Origin of the sequence: Brenneria uluponensis (genome assembly GCF_032395385.1) — a bacterium.
Classification (GTDB): Bacteria; Pseudomonadota; Gammaproteobacteria; order Enterobacterales; family Enterobacteriaceae; genus Prodigiosinella; species Prodigiosinella aquatilis.
This window is the reverse complement of record NZ_CP135917.1, coordinates 3593162-3611810: the sequence shown is the minus strand read 5'-3', so window position 1 is coordinate 3611810 and position 18649 is coordinate 3593162. Positions and strand designations below refer to the sequence as shown.

Annotated in this window: 14 protein-coding genes and 1 other annotated feature; of the genes, 10 read left to right on the top strand and 4 right to left on the bottom strand. The window is 47.5% G+C overall.

Translation table 11 applies throughout. The features are described 5' to 3' along the window. Nucleotides 1-693: 693 nt before the first annotated feature. Complete coding sequence (locus RS889_RS16820) at nt 694-3834, bottom strand: efflux RND transporter permease subunit (protein WP_315708086.1); 3141 nt, start codon at nt 3832-3834, stop codon at nt 694-696. Between the two features lie 16 nt (nt 3835-3850). Then, on the bottom strand, nt 3851-5035 hold the full coding sequence (locus RS889_RS16815; RefSeq protein ID WP_315708085.1) for an efflux RND transporter periplasmic adaptor subunit: 1185 nt from the start codon (nt 5033-5035) through the stop codon (nt 3851-3853). Nucleotides 5036-5177: 142 nt separating this feature from the next. Here RS889_RS16815 and acrR point away from each other — a divergent pair, with 142 nt between their 5' ends. Both acrR and mscK read left to right on the top strand, forming a co-directional pair. Beyond that, on the top strand, nt 5178-5819 hold the full coding sequence (gene acrR / locus RS889_RS16810) for a multidrug efflux transporter transcriptional repressor AcrR (protein ID WP_315708084.1): 642 nt from the start codon (nt 5178-5180) through the stop codon (nt 5817-5819). A 209-nt stretch (nt 5820-6028) separates the two neighbouring features. Further along, nucleotides 6029-9286, top strand: a complete 3258-nt coding sequence (mscK, locus tag RS889_RS16805; RefSeq protein ID WP_315708083.1) for a mechanosensitive channel MscK — start codon at nt 6029-6031, stop codon at nt 9284-9286. 85 nt (nt 9287-9371) lie between these two features. Here the strand turns inward: mscK and rsmS are convergent, their stop codons facing one another. Then, nucleotides 9372-9536, bottom strand: a complete 165-nt coding sequence (gene rsmS, locus RS889_RS16800) for a pleiotropic regulatory protein RsmS (RefSeq protein ID WP_315708082.1) — start codon at nt 9534-9536, stop codon at nt 9372-9374. 71 nt (nt 9537-9607) lie between these two features. Next, on the bottom strand, nt 9608-10141 hold the full coding sequence (gene priC / locus RS889_RS16795; protein ID WP_021014999.1) for a primosomal replication protein PriC: 534 nt from the start codon (nt 10139-10141) through the stop codon (nt 9608-9610). A gap of 169 nt (nt 10142-10310) precedes the next feature. Here priC and RS889_RS16790 point away from each other — a divergent pair, with 169 nt between their 5' ends. From RS889_RS16790 to hemH, 8 genes are all read left to right on the top strand, one after another. Further along, on the top strand, nt 10311-10691 hold the full coding sequence (locus RS889_RS16790; protein ID WP_021015000.1) for a DUF454 family protein: 381 nt from the start codon (nt 10311-10313) through the stop codon (nt 10689-10691). 166 nt (nt 10692-10857) lie between these two features. Continuing rightward, a complete protein-coding gene (apt, locus tag RS889_RS16785; protein ID WP_021015001.1) occupies nt 10858-11406 on the top strand; it encodes an adenine phosphoribosyltransferase in 549 nt (182 codons plus the stop codon). Between the two features lie 74 nt (nt 11407-11480). Continuing rightward, nucleotides 11481-13502 carry a DNA polymerase III subunit gamma/tau gene (gene dnaX, locus RS889_RS16780; protein WP_315708081.1) on the top strand — a complete coding sequence of 674 codons (2022 nt, stop codon included), beginning with the start codon at nt 11481-11483 and terminating at the stop codon, nt 13500-13502. Continuing rightward, nucleotides 12829-12893: a sequence feature (DnaX frameshifting element), on the top strand. It overlaps the preceding gene by 65 nt. A gap of 41 nt (nt 13503-13543) precedes the next feature. After that, nucleotides 13544-13873: a YbaB/EbfC family nucleoid-associated protein gene (locus tag RS889_RS16775; protein ID WP_021015003.1), complete on the top strand. Its 330-nt coding sequence runs from the start codon at nt 13544-13546 to the stop codon at nt 13871-13873. Next, nucleotides 13873-14478, top strand: a complete 606-nt coding sequence (gene recR / locus RS889_RS16770) for a recombination mediator RecR (RefSeq protein ID WP_021015004.1) — start codon at nt 13873-13875, stop codon at nt 14476-14478. The genes RS889_RS16775 and recR overlap by 1 nt, the downstream gene beginning before the upstream one ends. Before the next feature lie 165 nt (nt 14479-14643). Further along, the gene (gene htpG, locus RS889_RS16765; protein WP_315711089.1) at nt 14644-16527 is read left to right on the top strand and encodes a molecular chaperone HtpG; all 1884 of its coding nucleotides are present in this window, start codon (nt 14644-14646) and stop codon (nt 16525-16527) included. Between the two features lie 245 nt (nt 16528-16772). Then, nucleotides 16773-17417 (top strand): adenylate kinase, encoded by a 645-nt coding sequence (gene adk, locus RS889_RS16760; RefSeq protein WP_290182080.1) that lies wholly within the window; start codon nt 16773-16775, stop codon nt 17415-17417. A gap of 235 nt (nt 17418-17652) precedes the next feature. Next, nucleotides 17653-18615, top strand: coding sequence for a ferrochelatase (hemH, locus tag RS889_RS16755; RefSeq protein ID WP_315708080.1), 963 nt, complete (start codon nt 17653-17655; stop codon nt 18613-18615). Nucleotides 18616-18649: the final 34 nt, after the last annotated feature.

Below are 18649 nucleotides of genomic sequence, written 5' to 3'. Positions count from 1 at the left end.
TTGTTTTACAAATTACACCGCTATGTCTGTATCGTTGGACAGCAATACAATCTTTATGAGGTGTTTAAGCTGCATGGTGTGCGCTTAGTACCTGCATGGATAGTGCTAGAATTTCAAAAGTCAGCCAAAGCATTTCGAGAGCGTCGGTAGCGCTTCCTACCGTGAAATATTATTTCTGTTTTCCCGTAGTAAGGCAAAGGAAATATCAACATTAACATATACTCGTCATCTTTCAAGTTGCAGGTGTGTTGGCTGTGTTCGCTTACCCGAATTCGTTTACCTGAGTACGCTCATTGAGACTCTCTTTTGCCGTCTTCCTGCATCTTGAAATCTATTGGGTATAGATATATATCTTTCCTTTCCGCTTAATGGGTTATGCATTAATCTTCGCTGGACTTACCTGGTAAAAAAATACAATCACTGATGTCATAAAATACCTTTGTACGATAGTTCGTCTGGATGACGGGCTTTATAAAGATGTTAATGGATATGTTATAACATAACCTTCATGTTGCTCTTTTTTCACTGATTGATCAACAATTGGATTTTAAAGTGAAAGAAAACGAAGATGTAGAAATATGGTTTGAAGCTTCAAGGCAAGGGGTGTAGGTGTTTTGGTGGTGAACACTACTTTTAAGTAGCGAATAAAAAAGGCCGCGTCAGCGGCCTTTTAATCACTACTAATAGATATTTTTAATGGTGTTCTATAGATTGATCTGCCGCATCATTATCTTTCTTTTTATCGAAGCGGCGTCGAACGACAACAAAGAATACAGGCACAAAGTAGATGGCGAGTATTGTTGCCGTAATCATCCCCCCCATCACACCGGTGCCGACAGCATTCTGAGCGCCAGAACCAGCCCCCGTGCTGATAGCGAGCGGAAGAACACCGAGAATGAAGGCCAGTGATGTCATCAGAATAGGACGTAGACGCATACGACTGGCATCCAACGTTGCTTCTATTAAACCCTTACCTTCTTTTTGCATCAGATCTTTGGCGAATTCGACGATCAAAATAGCATTCTTCGCTGAAAGCCCGATGGTGGTCAGCAACCCTACCTTAAAGTAAACGTCATTTTCCAAGCCACGCATGCTGGTTGCAATAACCGCACCCAAGACACCAAGAGGAACAACCAGCATAACTGAGAATGGGATAGACCAACTCTCATACAGCGCTGCTAGGCATAAGAACACGACAATGGCTGAAACAACGATCAATGCAGGAGCCTGGTTACCAGCCAAACGTTCCTGATAAGACATCCCGGTCCAGTCAAAGCCAATACCCTTCGGTAATTGCGATGCCAATTTCTCCATCATTGCCATTGCTTCACCAGTACTCTTACCTGGAGTGGCTTCACCCACCAGTTCAACAGAAGGTAAGCCGTTATAGCGTTCCAGACGAGGTGAGGCATATTCCCAATGTGCTGATGAGAATGCGGAGAAAGGGACCATTTGCCCTGATGTGCCACGGACATACCAGTTCTGGATATCTTTGGGCAGCATACGGAAAGGGGCATCAGCCTGAACATAAACTTTTTTCACCCTGCCACGATCGATGAAGTCATTGACGTAACTACCACCCAATGCAGTAGAAAGCGTTGAGTTAATATCAGAAATCGAGACTCCCAATGCCTCTGCTTTCTCCTGGTCGATGTCAATCCGATATTGCGGCGTATCTTCCATGCCATTCGGACGTACGCGTATCAACGTATCAGGATGTTGAGCAATCATTCCCAACAGCTGGTTACGAGCTGCCATCAATTTTTCATGGCCAAGATTACCCTCGTCAATGAGCTCGAAGTCAAATCCGCTGGCAGTGCCTAGCTCAACAATAGCCGGAATATTAAAAGGGATGACCAACGCTTCTTTAATCTGTGAAAGTGCGCCGTAAGCCCTTCCGATAATAGCACTAACTTTATTTTTCGAACCAGGACGTTCCTTCCAGTCTTTCAGGCTGGCAAACGCCAGACCCATGTTTTGGCCTCGACCAGCAAAACCAAAGCCATTAACAGTAAAAACGGAGTTAACGTTATTTTTTTCATGTTCCAGATAGTAATTACTTACTTTGTCGAGAACTTTCTGTGTGCTTTCCTGTGTTGACCCGACAGGTAATTGCACCATGGTCAACAGAACCCCTTGATCTTCTTCTGGTAGGAAAGAGCTTGGTATCCGTGTAAACAGTAGCCCCAAGCCCACCACGATAATCATATAAAGGAGAACATAGCGGCCGGTACTGTGCAATATTCTGGCAACACTGTCAGAATAGTGATTGGTGCTTTTTCCAAATAGCTTATTGAACCAACCAAATAAGCCTCTTTTTTCATCGTGACCATGGGTTGGCTGCAGAATTGTGGCACAAAGCGCAGGGGTTAGAACCAACGCCACTAACACTGAAAGCACCATGGCTGACACGATGGTTACAGAAAACTGTCGATAGATGGCCCCGGTTGAACCGCCAGAGAAAGCCATAGGAACGAATACAGCTGATAGAACAAGCGCGATGCCGACCAATGCCCCCTGAATCTGCCCCATCGATTTACGTGTTGCTTCTTTGGGTGACAGACCTTCTTCGGTCATTATGCGCTCGACGTTTTCCACGACAACAATGGCATCATCTACCAGCAGACCGATGGCTAGCACCATCGCGAACATTGTCAGTGTATTAATCGAATAACCAAACGCAGACAAAATCGCAAAAGTCCCCAACAATACTACCGGCACCGCAATAGTAGGAATCAGTGTTGCACGGAAGTTTTGCAGGAACAGATACATCACCAAAAACACCAGAACGATAGCTTCGATCAGGGTTTTCACTACTTCGTTGATCGAAATCGTAACGAAGGGTGTGGTGTCATAGGGGTAAACTACCTTCATTCCTGCCGGGAATTGTCGTTGCAGTTTTGCTATTTCCGCTTTTACAGCAGTGGCGGTATCTAACGCATTGGCCCCAGTAGCAAGTTTAATACCGAGACCAGAGGCGGGCTGGCCATTGTAGCGTGCGACAGTACTATAACTTTCCCCCCCCAGCTCTACTCTTGCTACGTCTTTAAGACGCACCTGAGAGCCATCCTTATTGACCCTAAGGATTATGTTAGAGAACTGTTCAGGAGAGTTAAGGCGAGTTTGTGCAATAATGGATGCATTCAGTTTTTGCCCTGGAACGGACGGAGCACCACCCAGTTGACCAGCGGCAATCTGGTTGTTTTGCACTGTAATGGCGCTCACCACATCTGATGTGGTGAGCTGATAGTTATTCAGCTTGTTAGGATCGAGCCAGATGCGCATGGCATATTGGGCACCGAACAACTCAGTATCACCTACGCCCATTACACGGCTGATTGGGTCTTTAATAGTGGAGCCTATGTAGTCAGCAATATCCTGCTGAGTCATGTTTTTATCATCACTGATAAAACCGATAACCATCAGAAAGCTGCTGCTGGATTTCTGAACATTCACACCTTGCGCTTGCACTTCCTGAGGAAGCAGCGGCATTGCTAACTGTAACTTATTTTGTACCTGAACCTGAGCAATGTCGGGATTGGTTTTGGCATCAAAGGTCAGAGTAATTTGCGCCGTACCTGACGAGTCACTACTGGAAGACATATACAGCAGATTATCGATGCCATTCATATTCTGTTCGATAACCTGCGTTACACTGTCCTGAAGTGTTTTAGCATCAGCACCTGGATAAGATGCGGTGATTTGTACTGCTGGTGGTGCAATAGTCGGGTACTGCGCAACGGGCAGTTTAACAATTGCCAGCATCCCGGTAAGCATCACCATAATGGCGATTACCCATGCAAAGATGGGGCGATCTATAAAAAACTTAGCCATCGATTACCGGCTCCTGTTAAGACTTAGCGGGTTGTGCCTGAGGTTGTTGGGTATTATCGGAAGTCACTTCCTGGGCTTTTACCTGGATGCCTGGTCTGATTTTTTGCAGGCCAGAAACAATCACGCGATCACCAGATTTAACACCGGATGTCACCAGCCAGTTGTCTCCAATCGCTTGAGCGGCGACAATCGAGCGAACTTCCACTTTATTATCTTTATCCACCACCATTACCGTGGCATCACCGCGTGGTGTTCTGCTTACTCCCTGTTGAGGTACCAGAATGGCGTTGTTGTTTATACCGGAATCTAAACGCGCACGCACAAACATACCTGGCAGCAGGTTATGCTGTGGATTGGGAAATACGGCTCGCAGAGTAATAGAACCGGTGGTTTCATCTACAGTGACATCAGAAAATTCCAGCGTACCTTTTTGGGCATACTCAGTCCCATTTTCCAGTAATAATCGGACGTTGGCTTTCCCATTACTCTGCTCCAGTGTGCCGTCTTCCATCTCTTTTTTTAGACGCAAAAAATCGTTACTGGATTGGGTTACGTCAACATAGATTGGATCAAGCTGCTGAATCGTTGTTAAAGCTGTGGACTGACCGTTGGAAACCAACGCACCTTCAGTGACGGTTGATTTACCAATTCGACCGGAGATCGGCGCGGTCACCCGCGTATAAGCCAGGTTGATCTGTGCTGAATCCAGAGACGCTTTTGCGGCTTCTACTGATGCATCATCCTGACGAGCAGTAGCAACCGCCTGGTCATAATCCTGCTTGCTGATGTAATTGGTACCCAACAAGGGTTTATAGCGCTTAACTGTCAGATGAGCGATTGCTGCGTTAGCCTGGGCCTGAGACAGTAAGGCTTTGGCATTATTGTACTGTGCCTGATAGGTAGCAGGATCAATTTGGTATAACGATGAACCTGCTTTGACATCGCTGCCTTCTACGAAATTTCTTTTCAGGATAATACCGGTTACCTGAGGACGAACTTCTGCAATACGATAAGCGCTCGTGCGCCCAGGGAGTTCTGTTGTGATATTGAGAGGTTGTGCAGCTATCGTGACGATGCCGACCTCAGGAAGGCTTTGATGTGCCCCCTGTTGGTTCCCTTTATTATCACATCCCGTGAGCACTAAGCCGCCAGAAAGCATCAGCACTGCTGCCAGAGGTGTAAGCCTTCTGTTTTTGTTCATAAATAAACCTCAAGTGTCCGATTTGAAATTGGTCAATGGATCACAAGCTTTTAAACCCATTGCTGCGGTAATGTTATACTCATGCTATGTTACATACATTCTCGAATGTATGTAAATCGCACTTTTTTGTAAAAGCGGCGCTATGGCACGAAAAACCAAACGACAAGCTCAGGAAACAAAAATCCAAATAATGGATGCTGCACTACATCTTTTTTCTGAGTGTGGGGTTTCTTCTACATCATTGTCTGACATCGCAATTGCTGCTGGTGTGACCCGTGGCGCTATTTATTGGCATTTCAAAAACAAAGCTGAACTTTTTGATGAAATTTGGGCGCGAGCAGAGTCTAAAATTACTGATTTCAAAACCGAGTATCAGACAAAATTTCCCGATAATCCACTGCATGTGATGCGAGAAATGCTGATTTATATCCTGAGACTCACCGAGTCTGATCCAGGATGGCGTTCAATGATGGAAATAATCTTTCACAAGTGTGAATTTGTCGGGGAAATGGTGCCATTATACAACGGACGTAAAGAATTGTATCTTGATTGTTATCTACAAATAGAAGAAAACTTGGAGCATTGTATTCGCCAAGGGTTACTGCCTATCAATCTTCACGTGAGGCGGGCCGCTATTGTAACGCGCGCTTATATTTCCGGTATCATGGAAAACTGGTTATTTATGCCGAGCAGCTTCAACCTGAAGCAGGAATCTCCTCTGTTGGTGGATATTTTAATTGATATGCTTCGTACCAGCCCGGCATTGCGCGGTCAACGTGAGTGATCCTGTGCCGGTAAATAATGCGTGAAGGAAAGTGTTACTTTTACCTGACAATCCTCATACTTTGTTGTAACGAGTCATGGTAAGCTAAAGTATTTCCATCAACTTGATGATGTATCATGGTTTACTGGCCAGTGGTTTCGCTCCGTCTTCGTTCAGTTTTTTCTGATTATCGCCTCGATGTTGTGTTTTGTCATATGTTACACATATCGATGATATGTTTTGCCATACTCTTGTTTTCACCTGCGGTGGAAGCTGGAAGTGATTTGCCAACGCATAGTGAAATCCAAAATCGGCTGAATATACTGAATAAACAAAAAAACCTTACGCCGACGGATAAGCTGACCCAGCAGGATTTAACACAAACTCTTGATGTATTGGATACCATTGATCGGGTAAAGCAGGAGACTAGCCAGCTTAAACAGCAGGCAGCGCAGGCACCTGCCAAATTAAAACAGGTCAGTGGAGATCTGGATGCCCTCAATGCGACGAGCGAGGATGATGTACCTAAATCATTAGAATCTCTATCCCTCAAACAGCTCGAAGCACGTTTGAACGAAACCCTGAATGATTTACAATCTGCTCAGGAAAACCTTTCTACCTACAACAGTCAATTAATTTCTCTGCAAACTCAACCAGAGCGTGTACAAAGCGCTCTGGTTGCTGCTTTGCAGCGTAGCCAGAAGTTACGTAACCAACTCAATGGATTGGACTCGAATCAAGCGCCTTTGCGCTCAAGTCAGCAGGTATTGTTGCAGGCAGAGCAAGTTCTGGTGACGTTGCAAATGGAGCAGCAGCGTAAAAGCCTGGAGGTGAATACGACCTTGCAGGATTTATTACAGAAACAGCGTGATTATACTGCGGCACAAATTAACCAACTGGAACGCATGGTTCAGGCACTGCAAGGCATTATTAATGGCAAGCGTCTGAACCTTTCTGAAAAAACAGCCAAAGAAGCGCAAAATTCCGAAGATTTACAACGCATCCAAGAAAATCCATTAGTGAAAACAGAAATGGATATAAATCAAAAGCTTAGTCAGCGCTTAATCAAGGCTACCGAAGAGAGCAATACGCTGGTCCAGCAAACTATTCAGGTAAAAAACTGGTTGGATCGCGCCTCTCAGTCTGAGCGTAATCTGAAAGAGCAGGTGACAGTATTAAAAGGCAGTTTGTTATTATCGCGGATTCTCTATCAGCAGCAGCTTAACCTGCCTTCTGCTGATTCACTGAGTGACATGAGTGCGCAGATTGCTGATTTACGTCTTGAGCAATTCGATATTAATCAGCAACGTGATGTGTTGTTCCGCGGGGATGAATATATCCAGAAATTGTTAGCACGTAGTAATAAGCCGGTTGATGCGGAAGTAACTGATGCTCTGGGACAAGTGCTGGACATGCGAAGAGAGTTGCTTGATCAGCTCAATAAGCAACTGGGTAATCAACTGATGTTGGCGATAAACCTACAAATCAACAGGCAGCAGTTACTGGGTATTAATACCTCTTTGCAGCACACGTTAACGCAGCAGATCTTCTGGGTAAACAGCAATAAACCAATGGATTGGAGCTGGCTGGAAGATTTGCCATCAGCGCTGAAGCAGCAGGTAAATGATCTGCATCTGACGCTGAAGCCAGCACAATTATTGCAGGGCACACTGCAATCACTGTTGTTTGTGGTGCCATCATTGCTTGCTATCGGGCTGATTTATTGGCGACGCAAGGCGATTGATAACTACATGAACAAGCTGTCGGATGATGTCGGTCAGCTTAAGCGAGACAGCCAGCTTCACACGCCGCAGTTTATTCTGCTGGTTGTGTTAAAAACCTTACCCGGGGTGCTGATTATTCTTATCCTGGGGATATGGTTGAAAAAGATGGATAGCCAGATCAGCAGTTTTTCCTGGCTACTGAGTGAAAATCTAGCGTTGCTCTGGCTGGTATTCGGGATGACTTATATCAGCTTGAAACCCGGTGGTCTTTGTGAACGCCATTTTAGTATTCCGTCCTCACGTTGCGCGCATTATCGCCGACAAACGGTGAGGTTAGGGAGCGCATTACTACCGCTGGTTTTTTGGTCGGTGATCGGCGACAAAATGCCACTTTATCTGGCTGACGATGTTATTGGGCAGATTATTATCGTTTGTAACCTGATTTTGCTGACTGTTCTGGTTTTCCCGTTGTGCCGAGACAGTTGGCGTGAAAAAGAGCGTCATACTGCCAGACTTATCATTGTGACGGCCATTGTTCTCATGCCGCTATTCCTGATTGGCTTGATGTTCAATGGTTATTTCTATACTACCTTACGACTATCGGCACGCTGGATAGAAACACTCTGTCTATGGATGGTATGGAATACTGTTTATATGACAATAATCCGAGGACTCAGTGTTGCGGCCCGGCGTCTGGCTTATCGTCGCGCGCTGGCAAGACGGCAGAATATGGCTAAAGAGGGCGCGGAAGGCAGTGAGCCAGTTCCAGAAGCACCTCTGGCGCTAGAGCAGATCAGTCAACAGTCGTTGCGTTTGGCCACGATGGTGATGTTGCTTATTTTTTCCGTGGCGTTCTACTGGATTTGGTCAGAGCTGATCACCGTATTCTCTTACCTGGACAGCATTACGTTGTGGCACTACAACACCTCTGTTGCTGGCAGTAGTGTTTTGCAGGCGGTGACACTGGGTAATCTTCTGGTCGCATTGTTGATTATTGCTGTGGCTTATGTGATGACCCGAAATCTCCCCGGTTTGCTGGAGGTTCTGGTTCTTTCCCGACTCCAATTACGTCAGGGGACATCCTATGCCATTACCACGATGTTGACTTATCTGATTACGATCATCGGTGCCGCAACTTCTTTAAGTTCGATGGGCGTATCATGGGATAAGCTGCAATGGTTGGTGGCAGCATTATCTGTCGGATTAGGTTTCGGCTTGCAGGAGATATTCGCCAACTTTGTCTCTGGCCTGATTATTTTGTTCGAGCGTCCGGTGCGCATCGGCGACACCATCACCATTGGTTCGTTTTCCGGGGGAGTGAGCAAAATCCGTATTCGTGCCACCACGATTACGGATTTCGACCGCAAGGAAGTCATCATCCCCAATAAGGCCTTTGTGACAGAGCGGCTGATCAACTGGTCACTGTCAGATACGATTACGCGTGTCATTATTCGTATTGGTGTGGCGTATGGCTCGGATCTGGACAAAGTAAAAGAGGTGTTGTTACAGGCGGCTCGGGAGAACCCTCGAGTTATGGTTGATCCTGAACCACAAGTTTTTTTCCTGGAGTTTGGTGCCAGCTCATTGGATCACGAGCTGCGGTTGTATGTCCGGGAACTGGGTGACCGCAGCTATACCGTGGATGAACTCAATCGAGCGATTGATCGCCTGTGCCGGGAAAATAATATTAATATTGCTTTCAATCAGTTGGAAGTTTATCTGCATAACACTCAGGGCGCTGAGTTTAAAGAAGTTTCCCGCTAACAGCCAGATGATAGTCTGAATGTTGAATAAGCCAGAGCCTGTCGGAGCAAGAAAGGGCAATCTTGCTCCGGCGGAGCAAATCACCTTATCTTGCCATGCTGTCTTCTTTGTGCTGTGTTTTTTGCTGATAATCCCTGCGTACAATATCCAGCGCAGCCAGCGCGATTTCAGGCTCAATATGGTTGGTTTCTAACAACATAATGAGATCTACCGCCAGCTTGACTTCGGGAGCTGCATTTTCCAGTGACATAGTGAGTCCACCTTCCTATTGCTCTAAGTCCGGTTTTTAGATATAGCAGATATTGCCTGATACCACGAGATTTAGTGGCCCTGTTCCCGCCGCTCTATCTGTTTTTCTAAACGAGACAATGCCTGCCGGCATCGTAAGAGACGACCTTCCAATGCAGCCAATTCTTTTTGCAGTCGTTGTTGTTCGCTGAGTGTAGTTTGTTGATATAACAGGCTTTCACGATCTTGAATCATTGCCAGCAGACGGCGCTCAAAACCTTGATGTTCGGATAGTTTATGGTAAAGATCCTTCGGTGGAGCAGAAGTGGGTTCTTGCTGGCGTAATTGCTGTGTCGCTAATTCACGTTGTAGCGCAGTGATTTGCGCCAACAGCTTTTCTGCCATAAATGCTACTCGTTCGGTGCGTTTTTCCGCAACATATTGCCGGAGATGCTGATGGTTTTGTTGTACTTCATGCAGATAATCGCCTAATCGAGTGCCGTAACAGCTGAACAACTGACGATCAAACCGAGATTGTGAAGCGGGATGTGTGGCAACAGAGGCGATTTCCTGCGCCAGGGTTGTTATCTGATGTTCCAGCGCTTGCAACAATGTTTGCGTATTCACACAGTTTCCTCACCATTGGCATGGGCGGCAAGCTTGCCTGTTAATCCCGATAGATACAATACGTAGGTCCTATTTCAGCCTTTACAGTACAGAGGATATTATCCGGTAAAAAGCCAAATGTGATGATAAAGTTAAATGCGGGTAGTTATCATTTAGAAAAGAGGTGTGCATGTATCGTGGATTTCTGATTGTCATCGGGTGGTTGGCGGTGATTCTAGCGGCATTTGGCGTGATATTACCGTTATTGCCGACGACACCTTTCCTGCTACTGGCTGCCTGGTGTTTTGCTCGGTCATCGCCACGTTTTCATCATTGGTTGCTTTACCGTTCTTTGTTTGGCGGTTATCTTCGTCACTGGCAGCAACACCGTGCTTTGCCACCACGGGTGAAAGGAAAAGCGATTGCTGTAATTATAGCAACATTTGTTTTATCACTCTGGATGGTGGAAATTACCTGGGTCAGAGGCTTGCTACTGGCTATTTTGGCTGTGTTGCTGATTTTTATGCTACGCCTGCCCGTTATTGATCCTGAGCAACAAAAGACGAGTTGATTTTGGTGGGGCGGTTGCATTTACCGAGCACTTTGACTAGATTTGGGCGTTTTCGTGTGTAGATCACCACTTTCCTTCTTTGCGGTAAATGGCGCTTTATTATTGATGAAGCGAAGGTCCGCAGCGGGTTATTCAGTAAACAGAACGTTTTATCAGGCACAAGATCATGACCGTATCACTGCAACCAGAATTAATTAAAAATAGTATCAAAAGTATTCGAGACTACCCTAAACCGGGCATATTGTTCCGGGATGTCACGAGCCTGTTGGAAAACCCTCAGGCATACTCAATGAGTATTGAGATGCTGGTAATGCATTATCGGGATGCTGAGATTACCAAAGTTGTGGGTACTGAAGCCCGTGGTTTTTTGTTTGGTGCTCCGGTAGCTTTGGCGTTAGGCGTAGGATTTGTTCCAGTGCGTAAACCAGGTAAATTGCCGCGTGTTACTGTCAGTGAAAGCTATGTATTGGAGTACGGTGTCGATACGCTGGAAATGCATGCAGATTCAATTGATTCCAGTGATAGGGTGCTGGTGATTGATGATTTGTTGGCTACAGGCGGCACAATTGAAGCCACTGTGAAACTTATTCGCCGTCAAGGTGGGCAGGTTTCTGATGCGGCGTTTATTATCAATCTGTTCGATTTGGGTGGCCGCCAGCGTCTTGAAAGCATAGGCGTGAACTGTTACAGCCTGGTTGACTTCCCCGGACATTAAGCATAACAGTCTCGCCGATAGTGGCGAGACTGTGTTAGCATCACCTCTTCAATAACTCAACTGTTGCGGTATTGATGAGCTATCAGGTTCTTGCCCGTAAGTGGCGCCCCCAAACCTTTGCTGATGTGGTTGGTCAGGAGCATGTGCTGACGGCGTTGGCTAACGGTCTTTCCCTAGGCCGGATTCACCATGCCTACCTTTTCTCTGGCACTCGCGGCGTGGGAAAAACCACCATCGCGCGTTTGCTGGCAAAGGGGCTGAATTGTGACATGGGCATCACTGCGACACCTTGCGGTCAGTGTGACAGTTGCCGAGAGATCGAACAAGGGCGGTTTGTCGATCTGATTGAGATTGATGCGGCTTCACGTACAAAAGTTGAAGATACCCGCGACCTGCTGGATAACGTGCAATATGCCCCGGCGCGCGGTCGTTTCAAAGTTTATCTCATCGATGAAGTGCATATGCTGTCACGCCACAGTTTTAATGCGCTGCTGAAAACACTGGAAGAACCTCCCGCCCACGTTAAATTCCTGTTGGCTACCACTGACCCGCAAAAGTTGCCGATCACCATTCTGTCACGTTGTCTGCAATTTCATCTGAAAGCGCTGGATGTTGAACAAATTCGCGCGCATTTGGAACATGTTCTGCAGGAAGAACAACTGGTTTTTGAGCCGCGGGCGTTACAACTGATGGCCCGTGCGGCTGATGGTAGCCTGCGTGATGCATTAAGTCTGACCGATCAGGCGATTGCCATTGGACAGGGGCAGGTGACGACAGCCGCGGTAAGCCAGATGCTCGGGACATTGGATGATGAACAACCGCTGGCGTTAATTGAAGCACTGGTGAAAGCGGATGGTGAACGGGTCATGATGCTGTTGGCGCAGGCGGCTTCCCGCGGGGTTGATTGGGAGTCGCTGCTGGTAGAAACACTCACCATTCTGCATCGCATCGCGATGGTGCAGCTACTGCCTTCCGCATTGGGTGACGATTATGCGATGGTGGCGCCACGGTTGCGAGATTTGGCCCGTGTGTTACCACCAGCGGATGTTCAGCTTTACTATCAAATTTTGCTGATTGGCCGCAAAGAATTACCATATGCGCCAGATCGCCGTATGGGGGTAGAAATGACGCTGCTGCGGGCGCTGGCTTTTCATCCCAATCAGGTCATTGAATCCCAGGCCCCGGTTTCTACATCGACTCCTTCGGCCATAGAGCCAGTGATTGTTCCACATCAGCCAGCGGCTTCAATGTCGCGAACGGAAAATCACCCCCGGACGATGGTGCCGTCAGAAAACCCGGCGCCAACTGCTACAACTGAACAACCTGAGCCTGCGGGGAGCCGTCCGGAAAACGACAACTACAGTAGTGAGCTGTCTGACTCTACCGCGCAACTGTTGCAAGCTCGTAGCCAACTGTTACGCAAGCAAGAGGCAATTCCACCAAAAAAGAGTGAAGCGGCGGCGTTCAGTAAAACGCGGCCGGTAACCTCGGCACTGGAGCGTCTGGCTTCCGTGGCTGAGCGTGGTCAACAACAGATGTCTGCTAAAGAAACCGCACAGCCGGAGCAGAAAAAGCAGGAAGCTTATCGCTGGCGAGCACAGAAAAAAACTGAAGTGGTAGAGAAAAATGTCACGACAACGCCCAAGGCATTGCGTTCGGCATTGGAACATGAGAAAACACCGGAATTGGTGGCTCGTCTGGTTGAAGAATCGATAGAAAGGGATGCCTGGGCGGCGGAAATCCACAGTTTGACGTTGCCAAAACTGGTACAACAGCTGGCATTGAATGCTTTTAAAAAAGAGCCGGAAGTGGGTGTTGTGCAGTTGCATCTGCGTTCTTCTCTGCGCCACCTGAATAGTGCTGTGGCGCAAAAAACGCTAGCAGAGGCATTGATGGCACACTACGGTCGTCCGATAGTGCTGACCGTAGTTGAAGATGATGACCTTACGGTGCATACACCGCTGGAGTGGCGACAGGTTATCTATGAAGAGATGCTGACCGAGGCTCGTCAGTCCATTATGACGGACAATAATATTCAAACGCTGCGGCGTTTCTTTGACGCGGAACTGGACGAAGAAAGTATCCGCCCCGTTTAACTGCTGCTGAATAAGCAGCCCGAAGTGATAGAGAGAGCGATATGTTTGGTAAAGGTGGTTTAGGCAATCTGATGAAACAAGCCCAGCAGATGCAGGAGAAAATGCAGCAGATGCAGGAAGAGATTGCCAATCTGGAAGTCACGGGGGAGTCGGGTGCCGGGCTGGTGAAAGTGACTATCAATGGTGCTCATAACTGCCGTCGTGTGGAAATTGACCCCAGCCTGATGGAAGACGACAAAGAAATGCTGGAAGATCTGGTCGCTGCGGCATTTAACGATGCGGCACGCCGTATCGCCGAAACGCAGAAAGAGAAAATGGCGTCAGTCTCCGGTGGTATGCAGTTGCCACCGGGCTTCAAAATGCCGTTCTGATGCAGACCAGTCCACTTCTTGAGTCGTTGATGGAAGCCCTGCGCTGTTTACCTGGCGTGGGGCCGAAGTCGGCGCAGCGTATGGCATTCCATCTGTTGCAGCGTGATCGCAGCGGTGGTATGCGGTTGGCGCAGGCGTTGACCCGTGCGATGTCTGAAATCGGACATTGTGCCGACTGCCGTACCTTTACCGAACAGGATGTTTGTACTATCTGCGCTAATCCGCGTCGTCGGCAAACAGGACAAATCTGTGTGGTGGAAAGTCCGGCTGATATCCATGCAATAGAACAGACAGGTCAGTTTTCCGGGCGTTATTTCGTGTTGATGGGGCACCTTTCACCTTTGGATGGCATAGGTCCTGATGATATCGGTTTGGGGCGTTTGGAAGAGCGTTTGTCTACGGAATCTATCAGCGAGGTGATTCTGGCGACCAATCCGACAGTCGAAGGTGACGCTACGGCAAACTACATTGCCGAGTTGTGCTCACAGTATGGCGTTATGGCCAGCCGTATTGCTCATGGTGTTCCAGTCGGTGGTGAATTGGAAATGGTGGATGGTACCACCTTATCTCATTCGCTGGCAGGGCGGCATCCAATCACGTTTTGATCTTGTGGCTGTCGGCGTTCTGGCCGGCGGCTGTCATACACTTACTATTTTCTACGTTTAATTTCTCGTTTCTCCCTTGAAATCCCACTGTTTTATCCCCACCTCATGCTCATCTTTGTTTAATCAGTCGGAATAAAACAGATATTGAGGTAAGCCACAATGAGTATGAAAGGCCAAGAAACCCGCGGGTTCCAGTCTGAAGTGAAGCAGTTGCTGCATTTGATGATCCATTCACTTTATTCCAATAAAGAGGTTTTCCTGCGTGAATTGATCTCCAATGCTTCTGATGCGGCTGATAAATTACGCTTCCGTGCGTTGTCTGCCCCTGAACTGTATGAAGGCAATGGCGAGTTGCGGGTGCGAGTTTCTACTGACAAAGAAAAACGGACTATTACCATTGCCGATAACGGTATTGGGATGACCCGCGACGAGGTCATTGATAATCTGGGAACAATTGCCAAATCAGGCACTAAATCCTTTTTAGAGTCGTTGGGCTCTGATCAGGTAAAAGATAGCCAGCTTATTGGTCAATTCGGTGTCGGTTTTTATTCTGCATTCATTGTGGCGGATAAAGTCACTGTCCGCACTCGCGTTGCGGGTACCAGCCCTGATCAAGGGGTATTCTGGGAATCCACGGGCGAAGGGGATTACACCATTGCCGATATCACCAAAGAAGAGCGTGGCACGGAAATTACGTTGCATCTGCGTGAAGGTGAAGACGAGTTTCTTGACAGTTGGCGCGTGCGTTCCATCATCAGCAAATACTCTGACCACATCGCTTTGCCGGTAGAGATTGAGTCCCGTACTGAAAGCAAGGAAGAGGGTGGCGAAGCGACGGTAAGCTGGGAAAAGATTAACAAGGCTCAGGCGTTATGGACACGCAGCAAGTCTGAAATCAGCGACGAAGAATATACCGAATTCTATAAACACATTGCCCATGACTTTACCGATCCGGTGAGCTGGAGCCATAACCGGGTTGAAGGGAAACAGGAATATACCAGTCTGCTGTATATTCCATCCCAGGCGCCGTGGGATATGTGGAACCGCGACCATAAACACGGTCTGAAGCTTTATGTACAGCGGGTGTTCATCATGGATGATGCTGAACAGTTTATGCCAAATTATCTGCGCTTTATTCGTGGTCTGATCGACTCTAATGATCTGCCACTGAATGTCTCCCGTGAAATTTTGCAGGATAACCGTGTTACTCAGAACCTGCGTACCGCATTGACTAAACGTGTATTACAGATGCTGGAAAAACTGGCGAAAGACGACAGTGAAAAATATCAGCAATTCTGGCAACAGTTCGGTTTGGTGCTGAAAGAAGGGCCGGCAGAAGATGGCAGCAACCGTGAAGCGATTGCCAAACTGTTACGCTTTGCTTCTACGCATACTGATAGCGCTGCCCAGACGGTATCGCTGGAAGAGTATGTCGGCCATATGGTTGAAGGTCAGGAGAAGATTTACTACATCACTGCCGACAGTTACGCCGCAGCCAAGAGTAGTCCTCATCTGGAACTGTTCCGCAAAAAAGGCATTGAGGTACTGCTGCTTTCCGATCGCATTGACGAATGGATGATGAGCTATCTAACGGAATTTGATGGTAAATCTTTCCAATCAGTCAGCAAGGCGGATGAAGCGTTGGACAAACTGGCGGATGAAACAAGCGACACGCAGAAGGAAGCAGACAAAGCGCTGGAACCTTTTGTTGATCGTGTGAAAAATCTGCTGGGTGAACGAGTGAAAGATGTTCGTCTGACTCATCGGCTCACCGATACGCCAGCGATTGTCACTACTGATGCTAGTGACATGAGCACTCAGATGGCGAAATTGTTTGCTGCATCGGGCCAGGCGGCACCGGAAGTGAAATACATTTTTGAATTGAATCCAGAGCATGCGCTGGTGAAGCGGGCATCTGATATTACCGACGACACTCAGTTTACTGAGTGGGTGGAATTACTGTTGGATCAGGCTCTGCTGGCAGAACGCGGTACACTGGATGATCCGAATCAGTTTGTTCGCCGTATGAATCAGTTGTTAACGGCTTAAATCCTCTGTTGCCCCGGTTTTACAACTGGGGCAATGTCTCGTAAGTGTTTTTTCTTGTTACTGGCTTGTTAATTAATTCATCGTCTACACTGTCATAACACCCGTTATAGCACTGACGGGTCATGATTTCATGCGCGAAAAAAAGCTGAACCGAGCCCGTTCCTTGAGGATGGGCGCATGGAATGGTATGGTTTGGCGATTTTCAAATTTATTTTAAAAAAATTACATGCAAGGGGATTTACGCGATGCGTATTATTCTGCTGGGCGCTCCGGGCGCAGGCAAAGGTACTCAGGCTCAGTTCATCATGGAAAAATATGGAATTCCTCAGATTTCCACCGGTGACATGCTGCGCGCAGCAGTAAAAGCTGGTACTGAATTGGGCAAGCAAGCAAAAGAAATTATGGATGCGGGTAAGTTGGTCACTGACGAACTGGTTATTGCCTTGGTGAAAGAGCGTATTGCACAGGATGATTGTCGTAACGGTTTCTTGCTGGATGGTTTTCCTCGTACGATTCCTCAGGCTGATGCCATGAAAGAAGCGGGCATCAACGTTGATTATGTTATCGAGTTTGCTGTGCCTGATGAGCTGATTGTGGAACGTATTGTGGGTCGTCGTGTTCATGCATCGTCAGGTCGCGTATACCATGTGAAGTTCAATCCACCCAAAGTGGAAGGTAAGGATGATGTCACTGGTGAAGATCTGACGATCCGCAAGGATGACCATGAAGACACTGTGCGCAAACGTCTTGTAGAATACCATCAGCAAACAGCACCGCTGGTGACCTACTATCAGAAAGAAGCGTCTGCGGGCAACACGCTGTACCATAAAATGGATGGTACTCGTAAAGTGAGTGAAGTCAGCGCCGAACTGGCTGGTATTCTGGGCTAATAGATATCGTCGCAAATTGCTATTCGGTCGTTATGCGGTACGGTGTTAATTATGATGCCAGACACTATGTCTGGCATTTTTTATGGTTTTTCACTACATCAGCTTCAGCAATCGCTAGTATTGATTTTAACCATGTTGTCTGCCCGTTTTTATTCGATTTTTTCGCTACAATAGCGGTCTGATAATGGGATTTAAAACAATACACCAGCCCTGTAGCTGGAAGAGGATAACGTTAATGAGGCAAGAAAAACGTGGTGTGCTGATGGTTAACCTGGGAACACCCGATTCACCTACGCCTCAGGCGATAAAGCGCTATCTGGCCGAATTTCTCAGCGACCGGCGAGTTGTGGATCTTACCCGTTGGATTTGGTGGCCTATTCTCTATGGCATTATCCTGCCGATTCGTGCGCCGCGGGTGGCAAAATTGTATCGGTCTGTCTGGATGAAAGACGGTTCCCCGCTGCTGGTATTCAGTCGTCGACAGCAACAGGCATTGGCTGAACGCTTGCCGGACATCCCCGTTGCGTTAGGTATGAGCTATGGCTCACCCAGTTTGCACTCTGCGTTGGATAGTTTGTTGACTCAAGGCGTCACTCAGCTAACGGTTTTACCGCTTTATCCACAATATTCCTGTTCCACCACGGCAGCAGTATGGGATGGCCTGGCTACTCTCTTGAAACAGTATCGGCAGATACCCGCCATCCGTTTTATCCGTGACTATGCGGAACATCCAGCATATATCGCCGCATTGAAGCATCGCGCAGAACAATCTTTTGCCCAGTATGGTGTGCCGGATAAACTGGTTATCTCTTTTCACGGTATTCCGCAGCGTTATGCCGATGAAGGGGATGACTATCCGCTGCATTGTGCGGCGACGGCTGACGCGCTGACTGTTGCGTTGGGATTACCGAAAGAACGAGTGCTGATGACATATCAATCCCGCTTTGGTCGTGAGCCCTGGTTGACACCTTATACTGATGAGACGTTGAAAGGATTGCCAGCGCAGGGTGTGAAACACATTCAGGTCATTTGTCCTGGTTTCGCTGCGGATTGTCTGGAAACACTGGAAGAAATTCAGGAACAAAACCGGGATGTTTTTTTACATGCGGGTGGGGAGCGATTTGCCTACATCCCTGCACTGAATGCCGATCCTATGCATATCGATTTGTTTGAGCAATTAGTTACACAGGGTAATTGACGCACTGAACATCAGACGCTGCATTCGCGTCTGA